This window comes from Methylocella tundrae, assembly GCF_901905185.1.
Classification (GTDB): domain Bacteria; phylum Pseudomonadota; class Alphaproteobacteria; order Rhizobiales; family Beijerinckiaceae; genus Methylocapsa; species Methylocapsa tundrae.
In genome coordinates this window covers 101,956-123,923 of the sequence record NZ_CABFMQ020000001.1, presented here as the reverse complement: position 1 = coordinate 123,923, position 21,968 = coordinate 101,956, and the positions used below count along the sequence as shown (strand labels likewise).

The 21,968-nt window shown below is 63.3% G+C and carries 21 protein-coding genes; 14 read left to right on the top strand and 7 right to left on the bottom strand.

Going from position 1 to position 21,968, the window contains the following annotated elements:
- Positions 1 to 29 precede the first annotated feature (29 nt).
- The 3 genes from MPC4_RS00505 to MPC4_RS00495 all read right to left on the bottom strand — a co-directional run bounded on the left by MPC4_RS00505 (position 30) and on the right by MPC4_RS00495 (position 2,949).
- A complete protein-coding gene (locus MPC4_RS00505) occupies positions 30 to 1,724 on the bottom strand; it encodes a caspase family protein (RefSeq protein WP_174510803.1) in 1,695 nt (564 codons plus the stop codon).
- Between the two features lie 24 nt (positions 1,725 to 1,748).
- Positions 1,749 to 2,732 (bottom strand): OmpA family protein, encoded by a 984-nt coding sequence (locus tag MPC4_RS00500; protein WP_174510802.1) that lies wholly within the window; start codon positions 2,730 to 2,732, stop codon positions 1,749 to 1,751.
- A 64-nt stretch (positions 2,733 to 2,796) separates the two neighbouring features.
- A complete protein-coding gene (locus MPC4_RS00495; protein ID WP_174510801.1) occupies positions 2,797 to 2,949 on the bottom strand; it encodes a hypothetical protein in 153 nt (50 codons plus the stop codon).
- Between MPC4_RS00495 and MPC4_RS00490 the strand changes: the two genes are divergently transcribed.
- The 4 genes from MPC4_RS00490 to MPC4_RS00475 all read left to right on the top strand — a co-directional run bounded on the left by MPC4_RS00490 (position 2,948) and on the right by MPC4_RS00475 (position 6,679).
- Complete coding sequence (locus MPC4_RS00490) at positions 2,948 to 3,238, top strand: PAAR domain-containing protein (RefSeq protein ID WP_174510800.1); 291 nt, start codon at positions 2,948 to 2,950, stop codon at positions 3,236 to 3,238. The genes MPC4_RS00495 and MPC4_RS00490 overlap by 2 nt on opposite strands.
- Before the next feature lie 64 nt (positions 3,239 to 3,302).
- Positions 3,303 to 4,346 (top strand): DUF4424 domain-containing protein, encoded by a 1,044-nt coding sequence (locus MPC4_RS00485; protein WP_174510799.1) that lies wholly within the window; start codon positions 3,303 to 3,305, stop codon positions 4,344 to 4,346.
- A 118-nt stretch (positions 4,347 to 4,464) separates the two neighbouring features.
- Complete coding sequence (locus MPC4_RS00480; RefSeq protein WP_174510798.1) at positions 4,465 to 5,007, top strand: hypothetical protein; 543 nt, start codon at positions 4,465 to 4,467, stop codon at positions 5,005 to 5,007.
- A 73-nt stretch (positions 5,008 to 5,080) separates the two neighbouring features.
- Positions 5,081 to 6,679 carry a hypothetical protein gene (locus MPC4_RS00475; RefSeq protein WP_174510797.1) on the top strand — a complete coding sequence of 533 codons (1,599 nt, stop codon included), beginning with the start codon at positions 5,081 to 5,083 and terminating at the stop codon, positions 6,677 to 6,679.
- A 3-nt stretch (positions 6,680 to 6,682) separates the two neighbouring features.
- On the opposite strand, the gene MPC4_RS00470 is transcribed toward MPC4_RS00475, so the two are convergent.
- On the bottom strand, positions 6,683 to 7,723 hold the full coding sequence (locus MPC4_RS00470) for a TraB/GumN family protein (protein WP_174510796.1): 1,041 nt from the start codon (positions 7,721 to 7,723) through the stop codon (positions 6,683 to 6,685).
- 7 nt (positions 7,724 to 7,730) lie between these two features.
- Entirely contained in the window at positions 7,731 to 9,257 is a 1,527-nt protein-coding gene (locus MPC4_RS00465; RefSeq protein ID WP_174510795.1) for an autotransporter outer membrane beta-barrel domain-containing protein, read from the bottom strand.
- A 240-nt stretch (positions 9,258 to 9,497) separates the two neighbouring features.
- Here MPC4_RS00465 and MPC4_RS00460 point away from each other — a divergent pair, with 240 nt between their 5' ends.
- From MPC4_RS00460 to fae, 9 genes are all read left to right on the top strand, one after another.
- Positions 9,498 to 11,837, top strand: a complete 2,340-nt coding sequence (locus tag MPC4_RS00460) for a tetratricopeptide repeat protein (RefSeq protein ID WP_174510794.1) — start codon at positions 9,498 to 9,500, stop codon at positions 11,835 to 11,837.
- A gap of 59 nt (positions 11,838 to 11,896) precedes the next feature.
- Positions 11,897 to 12,613, top strand: coding sequence for a glutathione S-transferase (locus MPC4_RS00455; RefSeq protein ID WP_174510793.1), 717 nt, complete (start codon positions 11,897 to 11,899; stop codon positions 12,611 to 12,613).
- 161 nt (positions 12,614 to 12,774) lie between these two features.
- Positions 12,775 to 13,746 (top strand): beta-ribofuranosylaminobenzene 5'-phosphate synthase family protein, encoded by a 972-nt coding sequence (locus MPC4_RS00450; protein ID WP_174510792.1) that lies wholly within the window; start codon positions 12,775 to 12,777, stop codon positions 13,744 to 13,746.
- A gap of 11 nt (positions 13,747 to 13,757) precedes the next feature.
- Positions 13,758 to 14,645 carry an NAD(P)-dependent methylenetetrahydromethanopterin dehydrogenase gene (locus MPC4_RS00445; protein ID WP_174510791.1) on the top strand — a complete coding sequence of 296 codons (888 nt, stop codon included), beginning with the start codon at positions 13,758 to 13,760 and terminating at the stop codon, positions 14,643 to 14,645.
- Positions 14,638 to 15,786: an ATP-grasp domain-containing protein gene (locus MPC4_RS00440; RefSeq protein WP_174510790.1), complete on the top strand. Its 1,149-nt coding sequence runs from the start codon at positions 14,638 to 14,640 to the stop codon at positions 15,784 to 15,786. The genes MPC4_RS00445 and MPC4_RS00440 overlap by 8 nt, the downstream gene beginning before the upstream one ends.
- A gap of 50 nt (positions 15,787 to 15,836) precedes the next feature.
- A complete protein-coding gene (gene mch, locus MPC4_RS00435; RefSeq protein ID WP_244628791.1) occupies positions 15,837 to 16,751 on the top strand; it encodes a methenyltetrahydromethanopterin cyclohydrolase in 915 nt (304 codons plus the stop codon).
- On the top strand, positions 16,735 to 17,703 hold the full coding sequence (locus tag MPC4_RS00430; RefSeq protein WP_174510789.1) for a RimK family alpha-L-glutamate ligase: 969 nt from the start codon (positions 16,735 to 16,737) through the stop codon (positions 17,701 to 17,703). Before mch ends, MPC4_RS00430 begins: the two co-directional genes overlap by 17 nt.
- Positions 17,700 to 18,584 carry a triphosphoribosyl-dephospho-CoA synthase gene (locus MPC4_RS00425; RefSeq protein WP_174510788.1) on the top strand — a complete coding sequence of 295 codons (885 nt, stop codon included), beginning with the start codon at positions 17,700 to 17,702 and terminating at the stop codon, positions 18,582 to 18,584. The genes MPC4_RS00430 and MPC4_RS00425 overlap by 4 nt, the downstream gene beginning before the upstream one ends.
- Positions 18,585 to 18,755: 171 nt before the next feature.
- Entirely contained in the window at positions 18,756 to 19,265 is a 510-nt protein-coding gene (fae, locus tag MPC4_RS00420) for a formaldehyde-activating enzyme (protein WP_134490033.1), read from the top strand.
- Positions 19,266 to 19,405: 140 nt separating this feature from the next.
- Here the strand turns inward: fae and MPC4_RS00415 are convergent, their stop codons facing one another.
- Positions 19,406 to 20,143: a HisA/HisF-related TIM barrel protein gene (locus tag MPC4_RS00415; RefSeq protein WP_174510787.1), complete on the bottom strand. Its 738-nt coding sequence runs from the start codon at positions 20,141 to 20,143 to the stop codon at positions 19,406 to 19,408.
- A gap of 230 nt (positions 20,144 to 20,373) precedes the next feature.
- On the opposite strand from MPC4_RS00415, the gene MPC4_RS00410 reads away from it, so the two are divergent.
- Positions 20,374 to 21,411: a hydantoinase/oxoprolinase family protein gene (locus MPC4_RS00410; protein WP_174510786.1), complete on the top strand. Its 1,038-nt coding sequence runs from the start codon at positions 20,374 to 20,376 to the stop codon at positions 21,409 to 21,411.
- Here MPC4_RS00410 and MPC4_RS00405 read toward each other — a convergent pair.
- Positions 21,396 to 21,959, bottom strand: a complete 564-nt coding sequence (locus MPC4_RS00405) for a DUF447 domain-containing protein (protein ID WP_174510785.1) — start codon at positions 21,957 to 21,959, stop codon at positions 21,396 to 21,398. The genes MPC4_RS00410 and MPC4_RS00405 overlap by 16 nt on opposite strands.
- Between the last annotated feature and the right edge of the window lie 9 nt (positions 21,960 to 21,968).

Here is a 21,968-nt window from a genome sequence, read left to right as displayed (position 1 = left end):
TAGAAGGACTGCTGGCCATGAATCGCCTTTTACGGCGCCGTGAAGACGCCAACCGATCCGAGCCTCATTCCGGCGTCGGCGTATTGCGACAAGATCCTGACGAGCTGGCCCGCGGTGCGGCGCGCGTTCAACTTGCCCAAAGCCTGTTCGAGTTGGGGCATGCGCTCGGGCGCAGTTATGGCGACGATCTGATCAGCGCCGAACGGTCCGCGAACCTTGATCGGCAGCCTGTATTCCGGCTTGTTCATCAGCTCAGCTTCCGACTCATTTTGCGGATAAAGCAGTTGAACCGTGCCGTCGCCGGCGAGATTGAAGAGGAGCAGCGAGCGATTGCTCAATTGGTCGATCGCGACCTCGACCTGGCTGCCAAGATGATGCACCTTATTGTCCGGCAGCAGCAGAATCGGCTGGACGGATCGCGCCGCCATCTGCTTCAGGGCGCGCACGGCGGCGGCTCGATCTATGACGCCCGGCAGCTCATCCTTGCCGACTTCCCGCGCGATCACATCGCCGCCCGAAATCACGTCGCCGGATTTCGGGTCCCAGATCAGTTCAGGGTTCTGGTTTGGCGCAACGGCCTCGAACCTCGATTCGAGCGGGGTCACGTCAGCAAGTTGCGCGCTGGAGCCATCGAGAACGGCGACGCGCAGGGGACGTTGCGGAGGAAATGGCGGCAGGCTGCCTGCCGGCGTAGCGCGCGCAGCGCCGCCGAGAGCGATATTGGCTGCGACGGCTGACGGCGCTGAGCCCGGCGGCGTGACGAAAGTGACGGAGCGGGATAATTCGACGACCGGTTCAGTATTGACGTCGAGCCTAGGCGCGCTCGCAGACACGATCGTCTGGCGCTGATCGGAGAGCTGATAAGTCACCTGGCGCACATAGGCGAAAAGTTCCTCGATCGTGATTTTGCCATCGCCGTTGGCGTCCGCCGCGCCCTCAAGGGCGCGCGCAAGAGCATAGCTGAGGGCGCCGCGATAGCCGTCGACGCCGGGAACCTTGATTTCCGGGGCCTTGCTGTTCTTGTCGACAGCCGCGAGAAAGATGGTCCGGGTGAAATCAAGCTCAGTGGCGAAAGCGTCCGACGGCGTCGAAACAGGCTTCAATTCATCGTCCGAAATCGCATAGGTGGGCACGGAGCGATAGATCATTTCAGATCCGCGCGGATCGACCTCGCGCGCGAGGCCGCCGCCGGAGCAGGTGTCGGCGACGAACAGCACACGCGCGCCGCGCGATTCAAACGCTTTGATGAGGTGGTTGAATTCCTTGTCGAGGATGCGCTGGCGCGTGCCGGCGCCCGCCGTGTCGAAACCCGCGAGCAGAAACACTGCATCCTTACCATCGGCTTCCGATCCTTTGACTCGCTCCGGCTCCTGTGCGCCATGCCCCGCGATCGACAGGATCACGAGATCGCCCGGACGAATGCGGGCGCTGAGATCATCGACGTTTTTCAGAATTGAGTCGCGGTCCGCCTTGTCGTCATAGAGCGCGGTGACATCCTGCACGCCCATGGCGCGCAGCGAAGTTTCAATGTCGCGAGCATCGGCTGCGGCCCCTTTAAGGCGCGCGAGATGCTGATACTGATCGACGCCAACGACGATCGCATGGACCTCTTTGGGGTTCTCGACCACGACGGCAGGCGACGCTGCGAAGGCCGCGGGGACGCCGATGAGGCTTGCAACGAGGCAATGCCGCAACAGCATGGAAAAGCGTGAAAGGAGCGACATGTTTGCCCTTGAGTTTGAATGCGCCTATTCGCGCCGCCATTCGACGCGTCGGTTGAGGGCGTAAATGTCTTCCTGGGTGAGCGCGTGCGTGTCGGCCAATTGCAGCGGCTCATCAGCGCCGACGCCCTCCGGCTCAACCGGAACCTCGACTTCGTTGTCCTTCAGGAATGCGGCTACCGCCTCGGCGCGCGCGACGGATAATTTTTTGTTGTATTGGGGACCGCCACGCACATCGGTGTGGCCGACGAGGCGAACGTTCCCAGGCTGCTGCTCCTTTATGGCGCGGGCCAGCTCCATCGCGGCCTGGCGCCCCTGTTCAGTCAAGGCCGCGGAGCGATATTCGAAGGTGATCGGCACTGGCACGGCGCGCGGAACGACCCCTCGCACGCGCGGCGCGAATATGCCGCCAAGCCGGCCGCCACGGGTCGCGGTCACCACAAAGCCTTCCTTGCCTGTCCCGGCGTTGGCGGCGAGCAGCCGAGCCGCGGCGGCGCGCTGCAGCAAGCCTTCGATGGCGGCGCGCCCGGGATCATGCGGCGTCAATGTATCATTGTCCACCACGTCTATGGCGCGGTCGAATCCATGCGCCGCCTCGACGAATTGGCGCTGACCGAAGCGGATTTCCGCCAGCGTCGCCGCCGCCTGCCAGAGAACAGCCGGGCGATCAGCTTCTATGATCAGCGTCAGATAATCGTCGAGGGGCGCGTTCTGCGCCATCAGTTTTTGCGCCGCGGCAAGGCGGGAGGCGGCCAGCCGGCGCTGCGCCGGAATGACATAACCGCTGCAATTCGGATCGCTGACGATGGCCTCGACCTGCGCTTGCGCCGCCTGATCCGGCGCGGTGTCGACGGCGCGATTGAAGGCGTCTATGCGCGACGAACAGGCGTCGGCGAAGGAGGGCACGGTTGCTGACGGGATCACTGCAATAAAAACGGCGCAAGCGGCGGCGCCTCGCCACAGCACTTTCGCGCATATCCGCCGACCACGATGCATCCAAAGCTTGGTCATGACGATCAATCCGTAAAATCCGGTCTGTAATAAGACCGCGACGCATTGAACGGGCCTTACTATCTTAACCCAACGCCAATTTCGCCGCCAGCGCCGTGCGCGCCCACACAGCGGCGCCAGCGCGAACCGGCGATAGATCGCAGGCGTTGAGCAGACGCTTGCGAAGCGAAGCGAATTGCCACAGGATTTCACGCCGCGACCGGAGATGAAGCCGCATGCCGCCAGCCGCCCGCCTGACAGATATGCATACGTGTCCGGCAGTGACCGGAGTCGTGCCTCACGTCGGCGGCCCGATTGTTTCGCCGGGCTGTCCGCTGGTTCTGATCGGTGGCCTGCCGGCCGCGCGCGTCACCGATATCGCGACCTGCGCCGGCCCCCCCGATATGATCGTGATGGGCTCGACATCAGTGTTCATCGGCGGCCTGATGGCGGCGCGCATCGGCGACCTGACAGCCCATGGCGGCGTCATCGTGACCGGGTTGCCAACCGTGATCATCGGCGGCTGACGGCGCCGTGGCGCGCGCGGCAAGGATTAAATGGCAGGGGCGTCGAAGGGCCGAAGGATTGAAAATGACCGGCACAGGCGACACAGGCGAAACAAGAATTCGCACGACGGGCATTTTCCTCGCCGCCGCCAGCCTCGCGCTGGCGTGCGCCGTTCCCGCGTCGGCGAATGACAGCTCCGTCGAAATGGCCGTCGGAGGCGTCACCTTCACGCAATCGCCGGACGTCTCCATGGAGGAGGAAGTCCTCACGATCACGCCCGATACGGTGACCGTCCTTTACCGTTTCCTCAACCAGGCAACGCTTCCGGTGACCTTGACCGTCGGCTTTCCGCTGCCCGACATCGACCTCGCCGATCAGGATGTGCTCTACGCCATTCCCGGCAGCGATCCCGTCAATTTCGTTGATTTCAAAACGAAGATAGATGCCAAGCCCATCAAATTCGACGTCGTTCAGCGCGCCCGGCTCGGCGGCAAGGACGTCACCGCCGCCATTCGCGCCGCCGGGCTTCCGATTGCTCTGATCGGCGCCGACACACAGCAGCATATCACCGCCTTGACGCCGGAGGCCCGCGCGAGCCTGATCGAGGGCGGCCTCCTCATTCCGGTCGGTTCAGACGAAAAAGGCGATCAGCTTTACGGGCCAGCGTGGCGTGTGACGACGACCTTCACGCGCAAACAGGTGTTTCCGCCAGGACAAGCCGTCAGCGTCGAGCATCGCTACAAGACGAGTCTTGGCGCCAGCCTCGACACAGTGCTTCGCAAAGGGTTGCGCAACAGCGACGGCATGGGCGCGACAGTGGAGCGCTATCGCAAGGATTACTGCCTGCCTGATGATTTCTTCAAGGGCCTCGACAAACTGGCTGGCTCCGATCCAGCCAATACGGCCAAGGTGCAAGAGCGCCGCATCTCCTATGTGTTGAAGACCGGCGCAAACTGGGCCGGTCCCATCAAGAATTTTCGTCTCGTCGTCGATAAGGGCAAGCCCGATCGGCTTGTCAGCTTTTGTTTCGATAATGTGAAAAAGATTTCGCCAACCGCATTCGAGGCGAGGCTCGAGAATTTCACGCCGACGCAAGATCTGAAGATATTGCTGATCGGAAAATATTGACGCGTGCCGGCGCGCACCGCCCCGCGCGGCCGCCTGGTTCAGACTGAGGCTCTATGCGGCCGAAGACTCCGCGCTGTTGAAGCCCGGGGTCTGCTCGTCGCCAGAAAGGAGACGCGTCATGAGCGGCGAAGTGAAATATTGGTTTACCGGCCAGGCCGGCTACGAAATGGATTGTGGCGCTCACAAGAAGCTTCGAGTCGTGTTCGCAATGATCGACGAGGATAAGACGTCGATCGGATGGTATCTCTTCGCGTCGAAGGCCGACGCGAAAGGGCAGAAGGAATGTGAGACGACGGACGTTCTCATCACCGACCAATTTGCTCACCGCGACGACATTGGGCGGCTCATTCCGCATACCTTCAAGAAAAAAATCGCAATCGACGAATTGGCCAGCCCCAAGGGAACCTTCGCCACCCTCAGCATAGAGGCGACCAAAACATCGCGTCTGATGGGCTGCCGCATCGCCAGGCTGAAGACCAAGGCCGGAGAGACTGTCACTTTTCCCTTCGGCATGCAGCAGGATTGGAAGCCTTCCCCGACCGACACCGAAATAGACGGACGGGTGTTCTTTCTGGAGAAGGCGTCGTTCGAAGAAAAGAAGTTCCCGCTGGGCCCGCAGGGAAAAGATGCGAAGGTCAAGATAGACGGCGCGGTCTTGTAAGGCGTCAACCTGCTTGGCGATTGAAATGTCGGCGAGGGCCGTAAGTCCGTTTGAAATCTCGTGTGTGGCCGCAATGAAATTCAGGAGCGTCATCTTTCGCATCATGATCGGATTGGCGTTCGCCGCGCCATCCCCGCTGCTTGCGCAGGACGGCGTCGTGAAAGAATTCAGCGCGGGCTTCGGGCCAAATTCGGTCGGCGTCGTTGACGCGAGCGAGGACACGGAGATCGCTGGCCCGCAGGCCATCTATGCGGGCGACAATGGCGAGATCTTCCTGCTCGATCAGGTCAACAGCCGCGTCATCGGCTTCGACGCCAGGGAGCCGGCCGAGCGCACGCGCTCGCTGGCGCTGCCGGAGGGCGTCGATCCGACGGACCTCATCGTCGCCAAAGGCAACATCTATGTTTGGGACGGCAAGCCGATCGCGCTCGAATCGCGCGAGGGCGGACTGACGCGGAGCCTCGCGCCGGACGGGGCCGCGATCGATGAGACAACACAATCCATGTTCGCGCAGATGGGATCGGAGGAGACGCCGGAAGGCGGCGCCGGAACGCGCTCCGTTTCTCCTTCGACAGGGCGCACGCGCCAGCTTGTCGCCTCTCGCGGAAAAGGGCCCGTCGCGGTCGAGGTAACGCCTGATAAAGGCGGAACTTCGGCTCGGATCGACGTCAGCCAGCAGGGCGCTTCGACGGCGTTTGCAAAGTTGCAGCTGAAAGTGCGCGACAAGCTCGGCTCGATCGAATTTCTCGAAATCGATCATTCCGGCCGCATGTACGTTCTGGCTGAAAACATCCCCGCTTATGTCGCAGGCGGCGCTTCCACTTTCATCGCGCGCTTTGGTCCGGGCGGCGCATTCGAGGGCGTCTACGAGTTGCCGCTGACGCCGAATGTCGCCCTGTCGCGGCGCTTCGTCACCGTGTCGGCGGATGGCGACGTATATTTCCTGCGCACGCGCAAAGGCGTCGTCGACGTCATCGGCGTCGGTTTCCGGCCGATGAAGAACGGGCAGGTGATCGATGTTCGCGGACCCCAGCCGGACTATGCCGCTCTCGCCAAAGGCGGCAAGGGCGCGATCGCCGCAGTGCGGCCGCTGACGCGCGAAAGCATCGTGCAGACGGGCCGCGCTTTCGAGAGCTTTACATGGCGCCTGACGCCAAGCTCCTATGGCGCCGATCCCGATAATCAATGCAACGGCTTCAACCGCATCCGGCGCCCTGGCTATCTCATCGGGCACGCGGGGCAGAATGTGCGCGGCGTGCCTTATTGCTGGGGTTGCCAGGGTTCATTGTATCAGTTCGCCGGCAAGGTTTCGCGCGGCGCACTCGCCGGCAATGTCTGCACGCGCAATACGCCCCGCTATGACGTCATCGGGGTCGATTGCTCTTCCTTCGTCAGCGCGGCCTGGGGGCTCTCGACGCATTTCACCACGGCCGCCATCCCTTCGATCGCGTCGCTGGTTCAAAATCCGTGGGACCTTAAACCGGGCGATGCGCTGAACAAGCCGGGATCACATGTCATGCTGTTCATGGGCTTTACGCCGGACCGCAAGGCCGAGGTTCTCGAAGCCTCGCCCGGCGCGTGCAACGGCCGTGTCTGCCGCAACGTCTATCCGCTGGCGGCGCTTCTCGAACGCGGCTACGAACCGCGCCGCTTTCGCGCTCTCGCGGATTAGCCGCTATTCGACGGCCTCGACCCTGAAGCCCTCCAGCTCCAGCAAATTGAGAAGGCCCCGCTCGCCGGGCAAATGCGCGGCGCCGACAGCGATGAAGACGCCCCCCTTCTCAAGAAGCGGAACGGCGCGGTCGCGCATACGCTGGTTGCGGCGCGTGATCAGCCGGTCGAGAAAGTCCGGCGGCGTTTGCGCGCCGGCGACGCCGGGGATCAGTTCCGGCGATTTCATCCAGGCGAGCAGACCGCCGAGATCTTGCAAGGCATAACGCGCGATCGTCGTCTCGACGACATCCTCGGCGTGACCGGCCTGGCGCAGAGTTGCGACCAGCAGCGCGCGCCCGACCTCTGGCGAGAAGCCGTCGAGAATGTCGATCTGCTCGATCATCGTCTCGAGGCCGACAACACGCGCCCCCTGCGCCTTGGCCAATTCCGCAATCGCTTCGTCGGCGTAGGGCTTCACGCCGTTTTTCCGCGCGCAGGCCGGCAGATCAAGCAGCAGCGCGAGCACGGCCGGCTTCAGGGCGCCAGCGGATGAGGCGGCAAGGCCAGCCTCCGCGACGAGGGTTTGCAACGCGGCGAAGTCGGCCGCGTCCAGCAAAACGTCGGGACGCTGATCCTGCGGCGCCAGAAGGGCCGCGCGCATCGCGGCGGGGTCTTTTCGGATCGACCGGAGCAGCCGCGCGCCCGTCTCCACCGATTCCAGCGCGAGCGTTTTCGAGCTGCTCAGCGCCGCGATGACGCTTGGTCGGAACGAGGCGACGCGTGGATCGTCGAGATGAAGCGTGCCGAAGACGTAGGAGGTTTGGCCGTCGCGCGAAAGCCGGAACAAGGTTCCATGCGGAAAGGGCGTCGCGGCCCTTTCCGCTTCGATCGCGGCGAAGGCCGCCGGCTCCTCCGCTTCGATCATCGGAAAGAGATCGCGCCCCTTGCATGGAGCGCTGCCTTGGCTTGGCGTCGAGGCGAAGAGGAGCGCGGCGATCAGGACTGCGCGGCGGCGAAACGCGAGGCCGAAACGGCAGCCCTGCTCCCGCCGACGGCCGGCCATCCGCGGCTCACCACTGGTAGCGAATCCCCGCCTTGCCGCCGGCGCCGAAAAGGCCCTGACCACCATGCACGTCGCCCAGCACGAAGGAGGAGAGGCCCTGGCCGAACTCGAAATTGAAGGCGAGAATGCCGCGACCGCGCACCTGACCGCGGTCGGCGTTCGCGAGAATATTATTACCCTGGTAGGCTGCGCCCGGAATGAACCCCCCGTTGACGACCACGTCGTCATAGGCGAGCCCGGTCAAGGTCGTCGTCATCAGAATGTTGTTGCTGAAAACGGAGCTCGTTCCGACGCGGGCGCCGCCCTGGACCATCACCTGCGTGCCGTTTTGGAGGCCGAGATCCGCGGCGCCGCCGCCGTAGCCCAGAGCCGTGAATTGCGCTCCGACGGTCGGCTCAATCCAGAAATTCGGATAAAGATCAAAGCGGTAGTTCAGATTTGCGGCGACGGTCGAGTCGAGGACGCTGGTTGAACCGGAGCCGGAATAGCCGAAAGAGAACGGACCGAAGGGACCGGCGAAAGCCATGTTTTGGGTGGAGGCCTGATCGAGGCCGAGGATATCGAACTTGGCCATGACGTCGGCCGAGAAGGCGCCCGAAAAGTAAGTGCCGTACACGCCGAGCGAGGGCCCCGACAGGCTCGCCGTGAGACGGCTCGTGCTGTTGCCGACGATGGTTGGATTGGACGACGTTCCAACGGTGTTGAGAGTCAAATGGTTCGAGATATAGCCGACCAGCACGCCGGTGATCAGACCGTCGTTGGCGGCGATCAGTCCCCGCGACGTCAGATCGAGGCCGGCCTGAAAGCCGACCGTGCCAGAACGGCTCTGAACGCTGACTTCGATCGGCACCGGCAGGCCAGCGTTGAAATCGGGGCCGCTGATCGCGACCATCCCGGTCGCGTCCCGCTTCTCATATGCGCCGAAGACCTGACCCCAGACGCCGTAACGGAAGGGCGCCTCCACCGGCACGGGCGGCGGGATCACGACCGGCTCCCTGCGGGCGTAAACGACTTTATGGGGAGGAGCCGGCCTCGTCTCCCTGGCCGCGACCGCTCCGGCTTTACCCTTCTTGGTTTTTTTGGAAGGACGTTCGGGCGCTGGCGGCGGCTCGGGCGGCGCCGTCTCCTCGGCGACCGGAAGCGGGTTGCGCTCGCACTCTCCGTTGACTCTCGAAAAACCGGCGGCGCAGCGCTGCTCTTCCTGATCGCGGCGATTGGTGATCGAATTTTCCGCGCTTCGCGCCGTCTCCTGCGTCGTCGACTGCGAGAGCTCGCTCAGAGCCTGGCTGGCGAGGGCGGCGCCCGACAGGGCCGCGGGGTCGGGCCCGATGCCATTGTTCGTGCAGGCGCCATTCTGCAAACGAACCCCGGGAAAATCTTTCAGGACCGGCTCGCCATCGACGGAAATCGTCTGCGTCGCGATCGAGGGGCAAAACGGCGAAGCCTCGGCGCGAGGCGAATTGCCCAGCCAAAGCGCGCCTGCGACTACGCCAAACGCCACTCCCTTCAACGCGGCCAGATTTGAATTCCGCATGGCAATCCCCCTCGTTTGCGCCGAAGGATAGCCTATAACGAACTTGTGATCTGTGTTGTATGTGCAACAATCATGAATTAATGTTTACCGGTTGCATCCCTTCTGTCTGGTGCAGCGGCGCACAGTTTTATTCACCGCCCGTGTTTAGCTTCGAAAACCGGAAAGCGGCGCCGCTACATGGTCGGCCGGCGAGGCCTAACCGCTTGTCGCGCGGCCCGTCTTCCGTTGGGGAGCATGGACATGGTCGTTGGCCGACACATCATTTTAAGTCTGGGCTTGATGCTGGCGACCCAGCTGCTCGGATCCCTCAGCCCGGTTCGCGCCGCCGACAGCGACGTAGACCTTTGCAACCATTCCCTGAACGATCCGGACGCCGGCATTCCGGCATGCACGCGCCTGATCGACAGCGAGAGGGACGACCCCAACGCGCCGGGCCTTTACAACAACCGCGGCGTCGCCAAGGTGCGCAAAGGCGATCTCGACAGCGCCATCAAGGACTTCACAAGCGCGCTCGACCGCAATCCGAACTCGATCGACGCCTACAAGAACCGCGGCCTCGCCCGCCAGATCGAGGGCGATTACGACGGCGCCATCGCGGACTATAACCAGGCGATCCGGCTCGACGGCAAATCGCCCGATCTCTTCAACGCCCGCGGAACGGCGCTGCTCAACAAAGAGGAATATGATCGCGCCATCGCCGATTACGACAAGGCGATCAGACTCAACGCGCGTTTCGCCAAGGCTTTCTATAATCGCGGGCAGGCGCTCTATCTGAAGCGCCAGTTCGTTCGAGCCATCGCCGATTTCGACCAATTCATCAGTCTCGCCCCCAATGATCCCAAAGGCTACATCCAGCGCGCCGACGCCCGGCTCGCCAAGGCCGACGTCGATGGCGCCATCCGCGATTATGACGCGGCGATCCGTGTCGACGGCGCCAACGGCGAAGCCTACAGTCATCGCGGAGAGGCGCGCCGGCTGCAGGGCGATCTTGAAAAATCTCTCGCCGATCAGAACAAGGCGATCGAACTCAACGCGACCGCCGAAGCCTATGTCAATCGCGCGCTTGCGCTTGCCGACCAGGGCAAGCTCGATCTGGCGATCGCCGATTGCGACGAAGCCATTCTGCTGAGGCCCAAATATGACCTTGCCTACGCCAATCGCGGCAGGCTGCGCAGGCAGAGCGGAGATATCGCCGCCGCCTTGACCGATCTCAACAAGGCGACCGCCCTCAATCCGCGCTCCGCGATTGCGCTCGATTTCCGCGGCGACGCCTATCTGGCCGGAGACGACGCCAATCACGCCATCGCCGATTTCAACGAGGCGCTGCGCATCCAGCCCGACTTTGTGGCGGCTTACGCCGGCCGCGGCCAGGCCTATGAAAAAACCGGCGCGGACGCGAAAGCCAAAACCGATTATGAAAAAGCGATCAGCCTGCCGGGCGAGGCCGACGTCGCATTAGCGCGGCCGGCGCAGCAATTGGCGCGGGCGCGGCTCGCGGCGCTGGCCGAGGCCGAGGCGACGCACGCCAAGATGGCGGCCGGCGTCGCCGTCACCGAAGCGACGAACGCAAGAGCGAAGGCCGAAGCGGACGCGCGCGCCAAAGCCGACGCCGAGAAAGAAGCGGCGGCCATAGAGGCGCGGGTCAAAGCCGAAGTCGAGGCCCGCACCAAGGCGGCGGCCGACGCCTTCAAGGCTCGCCTCGAGACGCAGGCGGCGGCTGACGCGCGCGCCCGAGCGGACGCCGACGCCAAGGCGAAATCCGAATTCGAAGCGCGGGCGAAGGCTGAATTCGAGGCCCGGGTGAAGGCGGAGGTCGAGGCGCGGGCGAAAGCCGTCGTCGAGGCGGCGCAGGCGAAATCCGCCGCACTGATTCCGCCGCCTGGCAACCGCGTCGCGCTCGTCATCGGCAATTCCAATTATCGCGAGGTCGCAACGCTTCCCAATCCGGAACGCGACGCCGAAGCCGTCGCCGCCGCCTTTCGCAAAATCGGCTTTCAGACGGTCTTCGCCGAGCGCGATCTGACCCGCGAGAAGTTTCTCGCCGCGCTGCGGGCCTTCGAGGACAAGGCTGAGAACGCCGACTGGGCCGTCGTCTATTACGCCGGGCACGGAATCGAGATCGGCGGCGTCAATTATCTGATTCCCGTCGACGCCAAACTCAGGGCCGATCGCGACGTTCAGGATGAAGCGATCACGCTCGACCGCGTTCTTCTGGCGACGGAACGGGCGAAAAAACTCCGTCTCGTCATCCTTGACGCATGCCGCAACAATCCGTTCCTGGCGCGCATGCAGCGCACCATGGCGTCGCGCTCGATCGGCCGGGGCTTCGCACGGGTCGAGCCTGAGGGCGGCACGCTCGTCGCCTATTCGGCGCGCGACGGACAGGTCGCGCAGGATGGCGACGGCGCCCACAGTCCGTTCACGCAGGCTCTCCTGCGCAACATCGTCCGGCCGCAGCTCGAGATCAATATGCTTTTCCGTCAGGTCCGCGACGAGGTGAGGGCCGCGACCAACGACCGGCAGGAGCCCTTCACCTATGGCTCTCTGCCGGGAGAAAGCTTCTACTTTGTCGCCAAATGAGCGATGAACGTGAGCATTGATGGCTCATGGCGGCGCAAGCCGCGGGAGGAAATCGGCGGATGGCTTACGAACTCTATTACTGGCCCGGCATTCAAGGGCGCGGCGAATTCATCCGCCTGGCGCTCGAAGAGGCCGGCGCCGATTATGTCGACGTCGCGCGCCAGCCCGAGGGCATGGACGCCCTCACGGCCGTGCTGGATGGAGACGAGGTCGCACGGCCGCCTTTCGCGCCGCCGTTCCTGAAGGACGGCGACGTCGTGATTGGTCAGACCGCCGCGATTTTATTCTATCTCGGCGAGCGTCTCGGACTTGCGCCGAGGGATGAAGCGGGGCGCCTGTGGGTCCACCAGATTCAATTGACCATCGCCGATATCGTGGGCGAGGCGCATGATTCGCACCATCCGATCAGCGTCGATCTCTATTATGAAGAGCAGCAGCCGGAAGCGCTGCGCCGGGCCAAGACGTTTCGGGAGGCTCGAATTCCCAAATATCTCGCCTGGTTCGAAACCATTCTGGCGCGCAATCCGAAAAGCGACAGCCATCTCGTCGGCAGCGGCGTCACTTACGCGGACCTCTCCCTTTTCCAGATCGTCGAAGGCTTGAGCTATGCTTTTCCGCGCGGCATGAAACGGGCGCTTGCAAAGACGCCTCTCGTCGCCGGACTGCATGACGCGGTGGCGAAGCGGCCGCGCATCCGGGCCTATCTTGCGAGCGATCGCCGGATCCCATTCAACGAAGCCGGCATTTTCCGCCATTATAGCGAACTCGACGGATAAAGCAGCCGGTCCTTGAACTCCAAGGCCGGGCTGAGTATTAAAACCCGACTCCTTTGAGGAGCACGCCGGCTCGTGGCGCCCGCCAGAGCTCTTTAGTCATCAGGAAAGCGCGGAATGGCCTTGACGCGGGCCGCGCGGAAAAATCCTGCGAAAGAAGCCCGATGTTCGAAAGCGTCACCGCCATAGCCCCAGCCCGGCTCCATCTTGGGTTTCTCGACATCAATGGCGGGCTTGGCCGGCGCTTTGGCAGCATCGGACTGGCGATCGACCACCCGGCGACCAGGCTGACGATCTCGCGCGCCGAAAGAACCATTGTCCAAGGCGCCGAGGAAACGCGCGTCAGAACCTATCTCGGCGCCTTGACCGAACGTTTTGGCCTCGCCTCGGCCTATCGCGTCACCATCGACGAGGCCATTCCCGATCACGTCGGCCTTGGCTCAGGAACGCAACTCGCCCTCGCCCTCGCGAGCGCCCTGCGGAGCCTTGAAGGCATCGAGCCCGATCTCGCGGACGACGCGCTTTTGTTGCGACGCACCATGCGTTCTGGCGTCGGAGCCGGGCTGTTCCAACGCGGCGGCGTCGTCGTCGATGGCGGGCGAGGCGAACATACAGTGACGCCCCCGATCATTGCGCGCCTTGATTTCCCCAGAGCCTGGCGGGTCATTCTCGTGCTCGACCCGCGCATGAAAGGCATTCACGGGCCGCAGGAAACCGCGTCCTTCGCCGCGCTCGGGTCTTTTGAGGCCGACGCCGCCGCGGAAATCTGCCGCCTCGTTCTGATCAAGGCGCTTCCGGCTCTGGCTGAAGAGGATATTGACGCTTTCGGCGCGGCGATTTCGCGAATACAGCAAATTGTCGGAACTTATTTTGCTCCGGCGCAAGGCGGCTCGTCCTATACCAGCGCCGCCGTGGCTGAAGCCCTGCGCGAACTGCAGAATCACGGCGCGAAGGGAATCGGACAGTCCTCCTGGGGGCCGACCGGCTTTGCTTTCGCCGCCAATCCGGATGAAGCCCAGCGCCTCTGCGACCTTTTGCGCGCAAAAATCGCCGCTTTGGGTGTAGACATCATGATCTGCAAAGGACTCAATCACGGCGCCATCGTGAAGGGTCAACCTTCAACAATCGACACATAGGGGGAAACCGCTTGGCCAAGAATATATTGCACATGTTCAGCCCGTTGAAGCACATGAGCCCTTTCGACGTGAATATGGCTCTCGACGCCGGCTATGATTCCGTCACGCCTTACACCGGCGTCACGCTCGACGAGGTGACGGCTCTGGTGCAGGACGCGATGTTTTCGCGCTCCCCGAGAGACGCCGTGCGCACCGGCGTATTCATCGCCGGCAAGGACGCCGGGCTCGCGCTCGACATGCTCGAGCGCTTCCGCGCCACCCTTTTGAAACCATTCGAGATTTCAGCTTTCGCCGATCCCGCGGGTTCGTTCACCACCGCCGCCGCGATGGTCGCCTGCGTCGAAAAGCTGCTGAAGGACAAAAAGGGCAAGAGCCTCGACAAGACGAAGATTTTGATCTTCGGCGCCACCGGCGTCGTCGGCTACGCCGCAGGCGTCATCGCCGCGCTGGAAGGCGCCGATGTGGCGCTCGCCGGCTATGACGGCCCGACCCGCGTACAGCAGAAAGCCGACGACATCAAGAAACGCTTCGGCGTCGAGGTTCGCGCCGTCGACGGCAGCACCGAGGAGAAGAAACTCGAGGCGCTGCAGGGCGTCGAGGTCGTCTTGTGCGCCGCCGCCGCCGGCGTGCAGGTTCTGTCCAAGCAGTCGCTCGCCGCCGCGAAGTCGCTGCTCGTCGCCGCCGACGTCAACGCCGTGCCGCCGGCTGGCATCGAGGGGCTCGATCTCCATGCCAACGGGGCCGAATTGACCGGGGGCGCCCTCGGCGTCGGGCCGCTCGCCATCGGCGACATTAAATACAAGACCGAATCCGGCCTGTTCCAGCGCATGGCGACGTCGAGCAAGGCGCTCGCCATCGACTTCCGCGACGCTTTCGCGCTGGCGCGGGAGCTTGTCTGAAGCAGAGACACTCAAAGACGGGCCCGCGATTCTCATCGCGGCGGCGGCGGGACGCGCTCTTGCCGCCGCGGCGCGGCGCGCCGGTTACCGGCCCCTCGTCGCGGACCTTTTCGATGACGAGGACACGCGCGCGCTCTGCGTGGCAAACTGTCTCGTCGGCGATCCGCAAACGGGATTCGACGGCGAGGCCTTGATCGCCGCGCTGAACGCCCTTGCCGATGGCTGCGCGCCTATCGGGATCGTCTACGGCGCGGGTTTTGAAGATCGCGTCGAGCTTCTCGATGAGCTCGCGGAGCGCTGGACCCTCTTCGGCAATCGCCCGGAGACGGTTCGGCGGGCGAAAAATCCGGCAGCTTTAGCGCAGCTTTGCCGGTCCCTCGGCGTTCCTCATCCGGACATTAGCCTGACGCCTCCGGCGAATGCCGAAGGCTGGCTGGTCAAAAGCGTCGGCGCCGCCGGCGGCAGCCATGTCGCCCCAGCCGGTGCGTTGCGGGCGCAGGGCGAGGATATTTATTTCCAGCGCGTCGCGCCGGGCGAACCTGTCTCGATCCTCGGCCTCGGCGATGGCGCCGGAATGATGGCGCTCGGAGCAAGCCGGCAATGGGCCGCCCCGACCGGGGACGAACCGTTCCGCTTCGGCGGATGCGCGCGGCCCGCCGCTTTGCCCCCGGACGTCGAAACACGGCTGAACGACGCCGCCAGCTCGTTATCCGTCGAACTTGGCCTTAGCGGCCTCAACAGCTTTGATTTCCTGCTCGACGGCGACGCTTTCGTTCTCATCGAGATCAATCCGCGCCCTGGCGCAACGCTCGACATTTTCGAGGATCGCCACGGCCTCATCTTCGCCGCGCATATTGACGCATCTCTTGGCCGCTTGCCGGCGCTCCCGCTGGAATTTCCCCGCGCGGCGGCGGCGGGAATCGCCTATGCGCGCAGGCGGATCGCAGCCATGCCGGCGCTCGACTGGCCGGAATGGGCCGCCGACCGGCAAAAGCCAAAGAGCGCGCTGGGCTTGAATGATCCTCTCTGTACCATTAAAGCGAACGCTGCGGATCCCTCGAGGGCGCGTGAGCTCGTAAAAGAACGGACCGCTTCGATTCTCGACGGAATAGACCATATCGAGACGGAGGCGACATCTTGAGCGAGACGGCACTGAGCATCAACACGCTGGCTGGGCATCTTGTTGACCGCATGGTCGCCGACGCGGCCAAATTGCGCATTGCCGTGTCAAAGGGAGAACGCGGCGAGACGATCATCGACGCCGGCAAAGCGGCGCGTGGCGGCATTGACGCCGGTTTGCGCATCGCAGAGATCTGCCTCGGCGGACTTGGAACCGTGGAACTGGGACCGACCGGCTCCAACCCCAAATGGCCGTTCGAGATTTCGGTCCGGGCCACCGATCCCGTCATCGCATGTCTTGCCAGCCAATATGCCGGCTGGGCTCTCTCGCACGGCGAAGGAAAGGGCGCGTTTTTTGCGCTCGGCTCCGGTCCTGGCCGCGCGCTTGCGCGCAAGGAGCCCCTGTTCAACGATCTCGCCTATCATGACCACGCGAGCCGGGCGACGCTGGTGCTGGAGAGTGATCGCGCGCCGCCGCCGGAAGTCACCGACAAGGTTGCCGCCGCCTGTGGCGTAAGCCCTGAAAATCTCGCCTTCATCTTCGCGCCGACGCAGAGCCTTGCCGGCGGCGTTCAAGTGGTTTCGCGCGTTCTTGAGGTGGTTTTGCACAAGGCGCACGAATTGAAATTTCCGCTCGAGCGCATCATTGACGGCGTCGCGGCGGCGCCGCTGTCGCCGCCTCATCCGGACTTTATCCAGGCGATGGGCCGCACCAATGACGCGATCATTTATGCGGGTCAGGCTCATCTGTTTGTGACCGGACCGGCGGATGAGGCCAAGGCTCTGGCGGAGCAATTACCGAGCACGACGTCGCGCGACCACGGACAGCCCTTCGCGGAGATATTCAAGAAGTACAAGGGCGATTTTTATGCGATCGACCCGATGCTGTTCAGCCCCGCGCAAGCCATCGTCACGGCTGTTGAAACGGGGGAAACGTTCCGCGCCGGCAGAATCGACAACGCTCGTCTCGATGCCTGTTTCTCCTAAGCGGGCCGCGCCAGCCGTCCCCGCGCAACCGAAAATCGCGATAGCAGTCGATCTTTATGATTGGCATGCGCGGGATTTGGCGGCCGCCTTCACGCGCGCAGGCGCCATTGCGACGCCGATCCGGCTGGCGCAATGCGGTTTCGACACAAAGCGCAAAAGCGGGCTCGTCATTCATGGTTTTGGCGCGGATCTGCCGGACGCCGTATTCGTGCGCGCCATCGGATCCGGCGCCTTCGAAAGCGTCACGCTTCGGCTGAGCGTGCTGCATGGCCTTGGCGATATCGGCGTTCCTGTCGTCAATTCGGCGCGCGCCATAGAAATCTGCGTCGACAAGGCGGCGACGAGTTTCGCTCTCGCGCAGGCCGACATTCCGACGCCGCCGACATGGACCGTGCAATCAAGCGAAGCGGCGCGGAAAATAATCCGCCGCGAGACGCCGCGCGGTCCGCTTGTGCTTAAGCCGCTTTTTGGCGCGCAGGGCTTTGGCCTGAAGCTGATTACCAGCGAAGACGACCTTCCTCCCATCGAAGCCGTCGAGGGCGTTTATTATCTCCAGCGCTTCGTCGGCGTGGACCGCGACGGCTTCGCCGATATGCGGTTTTTTGTCTCGCAAGGACGAGTCATCGCCGCCATGACGCGCCGCGCCGCGCATTGGATCACCAATGTAAAGCTTGGCGCGCGGCCGGAATGGCTGGAGCCGGACGCCGCGATGATCGACCTCGCCTTGCGCGCGGCGGCGGCGGTCGGCGCGGAATTCGCCGGCGTCGACGTGATCTTAGACGCCCACGGCGCGCCGCAGGTGCTCGAAGTCAACAGCATGCCGGGCTGGCGCGGCTTGCAGAAAGTCGCGCCTTTTTCGATCGCCGATCGCCTCGCGCGCGATTTTCTGACGCGCAGCGGACTGGCTCCCGCGCGAGAGGCTATCCATCCCGCGGCCGAGCCCGTCGCATGAGCGAGGCTGAGCCTAACGAGATCGCGAAAGCCTTCATCGCGTCCTGCCGGGATGAGATCGAGGCGCCAAAACCCGGCAATGTGCATATTTTCGCCGACGGGCATGGCATGACGGTCGACCATTTCCTGCGCAGCGCGGAGGTCGCCGCCGAACCCTTGTGCCGTCCCTTTTCGACCATCGGGGACCGCATTCTCGGCGCTGTCGAGGCGACGGCATTGAGCGTCGGCCTCAACACCAATCTCGGCATTATTCTCCTCTGCGCGCCGCTGGCGGCGGCCGCTGATTTCAAAGCGGCTTCGCCCGCAGAGCGGGCGCCGGGACAAGGAAACCAAGAGGATGAGTTTCGGCAATCCTTGAAAAAGCTCTTGGGCGGGTTGACGCGCGAGGACGCGCAATCGGCCTTCGACGCGATCGTTCGCGCGGCGCCGGCAGGGCTTGGACAATCCGGTCGCCATGACGTCCGCGCGCCGGCCGAGACGACCCTTCTCGATGCGATGAAAGAGGCGGCCAGCCGGGACCGGATCGCCTATCAATATGCCAGCGATTTTTCCGACGTATTCACCATCGGCGCAAACGCGCTGGCCGCCGCGCGCGAAAAAGCGTGGCCGGCGCCGTGGCCGGTCGTCGCCGTCTATCTCAGTTTCCTCGCAGGAATTTTTGACAGTCATATTACGCGCAAGAACGGCCTTGACGCCGCGTTGGTCGTCCAGAATGCGGCGATCGACATTCGCGAAAGATTTATGGCGCAGACGGATCCAGCCGATTCGCTGGGCGATCTTCTGGATTTCGATCGCCGCCTCAAGGCGACGGGGCTGAACCCCGGAACCAGCGCCGACCTCACCGTCGCAACGCTTTTCGCGGATCGGCTAATCCTGTCTTGATCCGCCGCCGCAATAATGGTTGAGTGCGCGCCAGCGGACGAGCGCCGCTTTCATCCGGCTAACCGACCCGGCGAAAAGATGGGTGCTGACAACAAGGATCGAACCTTCATATCCGTCTAACTTCTTCGATAGCTGTCTGCGAAGGGTTTTCTCATGGGAGGATTTTTTAACGTGACCAAGATCAACAAATTGCTGGTTGGCGAATCGCTCGTCGGCGAAGGCAACGAAGTCGCTCACATCGACCTCCTCATTGGGCCGCGCGGCAGCGCCGCCGAAGCGGCCTTCGCCAATGCGCTGACGAATAACAAGGACGGCTTCACCACCCTCCTCGCCGTCGTCGCTCCGAACCTGCTGGTCAAGCCCGCGACCGTCCTTTTCAACAAAGTGACGATCAAGAACGCCACCCAGGCCGTGCAGATGTTCGGTCCGGCGCAGCGCGGTGTCGCCAAGGCAGTCGCTGACAGCGTCGCCGATGGCGTCATTCCGATCAAGGAAGCCAACGACATCTTCATCTCCGTCGGCGTTTTCATTCATTGGGAAGCCAAGGACGATCAGAAGATCCAGGACTACAACTACCAGGCCACCAAGGAAGCCATCGCTCGCGCCATCAACGGCGACCCGACGCCCGAAACCGTCGTCGCCGAGCGCAACACCGCGAAGCATCCTTTCGCGCCGAACTGAGCATGATTTTCGGAAAGCTTCCGGCTTTTCGGACGAGATCATCTGGTTAAACAAAGAGATAAGAGCATGACCACTTGATCGCGGTCATGCTCTAAGCGTCTCGAAACGACAAAATCGAAAAGGGGGCTCCGGCCCCCTTTTTAAATTGTCCGGGCGGCGTCGAGATCGGCGCTGGTCAACTGGCCGTCGTGCAACGCAGAAGCAACGAGAACGCCCTCGACGCCCGCCTTCGCCAGAGAGGCGAGATCCTCAGGGCCGCGAACGCCGCCGGCTGCGTAGACGCGGGGCTGAACAGACGATCCGCCAAAATCGTCCGGTGAGGACGCCCTAAGGTCAACGATTGATTTCAGGCGATCGAGATCGGGTCCGGCCTGGCTGCCGACCCGCGCAAGCGTCATGACGATGACGCGTGAAGGCCACCAATGCTGCGCTGCAAGGAGCGTCTGCGGGCCGACAAAGCAATCCCCGCGAAAGTCGAGCGAGAGAACGAGCCTTTCTATCCCGACCAATTCTTGAAGCGCGGCCGGGCCGGTCAGCGACTCGCTACCGAGAACGAGGGTTTCGCGCCCATGACGCGATAACCATGCGCGCGCGCCGGCTGCGTCGGCGACGCCTGCATCGACCCAGAACGCCGTCTGTGGAAAGGCGTCACTGAGCGCGCTGACTATCCCTGCATGATCGCCGCGGGACTCGATCGCATCAAGGTCGGCGATATAGATCGTCTGAAACGGATGCAGCGACAAAAGTCCCGCGACAACATCGCCCGGCGCGCTCGTTGGCGCCAGTTTCGTGTCGAGCGGGGCATAAGAATCGCGCCGCCCGAGACGAGCGCGAACCACCACTCCGCCCTTGAGATCGATGACCGGAATGACTTCCATTCAGCGCGCCCCTGTTTCTATGTGGGATCTTATGCCAAACATCCGCATCCGCCGCTCGGACAATCAGCGGCGGCGACGAAGGGCGCATAAAGCATGATCCCAAAAGCTGCAGACTTTTTGGATCAGAACATGCATTGAGACAATGAGCTAACGAGCATGATCGACGCGGCGGCGCCTCATTCCGTCTTACCGGCGGCGGCGCCTTTCAATAACGCTTCAGGCTTTGCAACATGCAAAACATCATCGGCTGGGATATTGGCGGCGCGCATCTCAAAGCGGCGCGCGCGGAAAACGGAATCATCAAGGACGCCATACAGATCGCCTGCCCTTTGTGGCTCGGGCTTCTTGAACTCGAGCGCGCTTTCGGTGAGGCGCGCGCGACGATTGGCGCCGCGCCACTGAACGCCATCACCATGACCGGGGAATTGTCCGACGCCTTCGCCACGCGAGCAGAGGGCGTCGCAGGCGTCGCCGCCATCGCCGAGCGCCTCCTCTCGCCGGATCGCGCCGTGTTTTACGCCGCGCGCTCCGGCTTTGTCGACGGCTCCGATGCGAGCGCCCATGCGACCGACATAGGCTCGGCCAATTGGCACGCCAGCGCCGCGCTCGCTGGCGTCAAGCTGCGAGAGGCCCTGCTGATCGACATGGGCTCCACGACGACGGACATCATCCCCGTAGCCGGCGGCGCGCCGGCGAGCAGCGGCTATACCGACGCCGCCCGGCTGACGCATGGCGAACTCGTCTACACCGGCCTCGTGCGCACTTTTTTAATGGCCGGCCCGAAGCAGGTCCCCTTCGCCGGACAATGGACGGCGCTGATGAATGAATGGTTCGCCGACATGGCTGACGTGCATCGCATTCTCGGACAATTGCCGCCGGGGTCAGACATGATGGATACCTCGGACGGACGGGAGAAAACCGCCGCCGCCTCCATCGCGCGGCTCGCTCGCATGATCGGACGCGATGCGCATGAAGCATCGGACGCCGCTTGGACAAGGCTCGCGCGGTTCTTCGCCGAAGCGCAGCTGCGTGAGATCATGGACGCGGCGGCTCTTATCCTCTCCCGCGGCGTCCTTGATGATGAGGCGCCCATCATAGGCGCCGGCATCGGGCGCGGTGTGGTCTCCGATCTCGCGACGCGAATGGGGCGCCCATATGTCGCCTTCGACGAGCTGATCGAAGCGGCGCCGAACGCGCATGAAAAGGCTTGCGATTGCGCGCCGGCGTCAGCCGTGGCGCTGATCGCCGCGCATCACTTCAAAGCGTAGAAATCATCCCGAGCCTTGATCAGCCAGCCCCAAGCCTCCCGCTCCTCCGGCCCCGCCGTCTTCTCGATTGCGATGGAGAGATAGGCGATTTCCTGATCGATTTTTTCGCGCGGCAAAAGCTTTAGCCGCGTGATCAGAATGGCGCCTTCGAGCACTGCGTTCTTCGCGCGATTGAAACCTTCGAATGGCGCGTGAGTCTCGACCCGCTCGACCTTGCAGTGAAATCGCGGCCGCTCAGTATGATCCTCGACATGGCTTACGATCAGCTCGGCATGAGCGAGCGCCGCGTGAAGGCGCGGCGGCCGCCCCTGGCGAGCTGGCGCCAGCGGCCAATCACGACGCTTGGTGACGAGTCCGGCAAAGATGCGCGCATCGTCGATATAATTGACGGTCGCAAAAGGAACGCTCGAAAGATTGTCGAGCGTCGTCGACGGCCGAAAGGGGGCGATGATCCAGCTCCCCGCATCTTCGATAAGCCCCAGCGGCGCGATATGCGGATTGCCGGATGCGTCCATCGTGGTGACGACGACCTCACGGATCATCGGCATCTTGCTAAC

Excerpts from the sequence above, each read along its gene's own strand:
- MPC4_RS00505 (WP_174510803.1), bottom strand. The coding sequence starts at position 1,724 with ATGTCGCTCCTTTCACGCTTTTCCATGCTGTTGCGGCATTGCCTCGTT.
- MPC4_RS00500 (WP_174510802.1), bottom strand. The coding sequence starts at position 2,732 with ATGACCAAGCTTTGGATGCATCGTGGTCGGCGGATATGCGCGAAAGTG.
- MPC4_RS00490 (WP_174510800.1), top strand. The coding sequence starts at position 2,948 with ATGCCGCCAGCCGCCCGCCTGACAGATATGCATACGTGTCCGGCAGTG.
- MPC4_RS00495 (WP_174510801.1), bottom strand. The coding sequence starts at position 2,949 with ATGCGGCTTCATCTCCGGTCGCGGCGTGAAATCCTGTGGCAATTCGCT.
- MPC4_RS00485 (WP_174510799.1), top strand. The coding sequence starts at position 3,303 with ATGACCGGCACAGGCGACACAGGCGAAACAAGAATTCGCACGACGGGC.
- MPC4_RS00480 (WP_174510798.1), top strand. The coding sequence starts at position 4,465 with ATGAGCGGCGAAGTGAAATATTGGTTTACCGGCCAGGCCGGCTACGAA.
- MPC4_RS00475 (WP_174510797.1), top strand. The coding sequence starts at position 5,081 with ATGAAATTCAGGAGCGTCATCTTTCGCATCATGATCGGATTGGCGTTC.
- MPC4_RS00470 (WP_174510796.1), bottom strand. The coding sequence starts at position 7,723 with ATGGCCGGCCGTCGGCGGGAGCAGGGCTGCCGTTTCGGCCTCGCGTTT.
- MPC4_RS00465 (WP_174510795.1), bottom strand. The coding sequence starts at position 9,257 with ATGCGGAATTCAAATCTGGCCGCGTTGAAGGGAGTGGCGTTTGGCGTA.
- MPC4_RS00460 (WP_174510794.1), top strand. The coding sequence starts at position 9,498 with ATGGTCGTTGGCCGACACATCATTTTAAGTCTGGGCTTGATGCTGGCG.
- MPC4_RS00455 (WP_174510793.1), top strand. The coding sequence starts at position 11,897 with ATGGCTTACGAACTCTATTACTGGCCCGGCATTCAAGGGCGCGGCGAA.
- MPC4_RS00450 (WP_174510792.1), top strand. The coding sequence starts at position 12,775 with ATGTTCGAAAGCGTCACCGCCATAGCCCCAGCCCGGCTCCATCTTGGG.
- mch (WP_244628791.1), top strand. The coding sequence starts at position 15,837 with ATGGTCGCCGACGCGGCCAAATTGCGCATTGCCGTGTCAAAGGGAGAA.
- MPC4_RS00430 (WP_174510789.1), top strand. The coding sequence starts at position 16,735 with ATGCCTGTTTCTCCTAAGCGGGCCGCGCCAGCCGTCCCCGCGCAACCG.
- MPC4_RS00425 (WP_174510788.1), top strand. The coding sequence starts at position 17,700 with ATGAGCGAGGCTGAGCCTAACGAGATCGCGAAAGCCTTCATCGCGTCC.
- MPC4_RS00415 (WP_174510787.1), bottom strand. The coding sequence starts at position 20,143 with ATGGAAGTCATTCCGGTCATCGATCTCAAGGGCGGAGTGGTGGTTCGC.
- MPC4_RS00410 (WP_174510786.1), top strand. The coding sequence starts at position 20,374 with ATGCAAAACATCATCGGCTGGGATATTGGCGGCGCGCATCTCAAAGCG.
- MPC4_RS00405 (WP_174510785.1), bottom strand. The coding sequence starts at position 21,959 with ATGCCGATGATCCGTGAGGTCGTCGTCACCACGATGGACGCATCCGGC.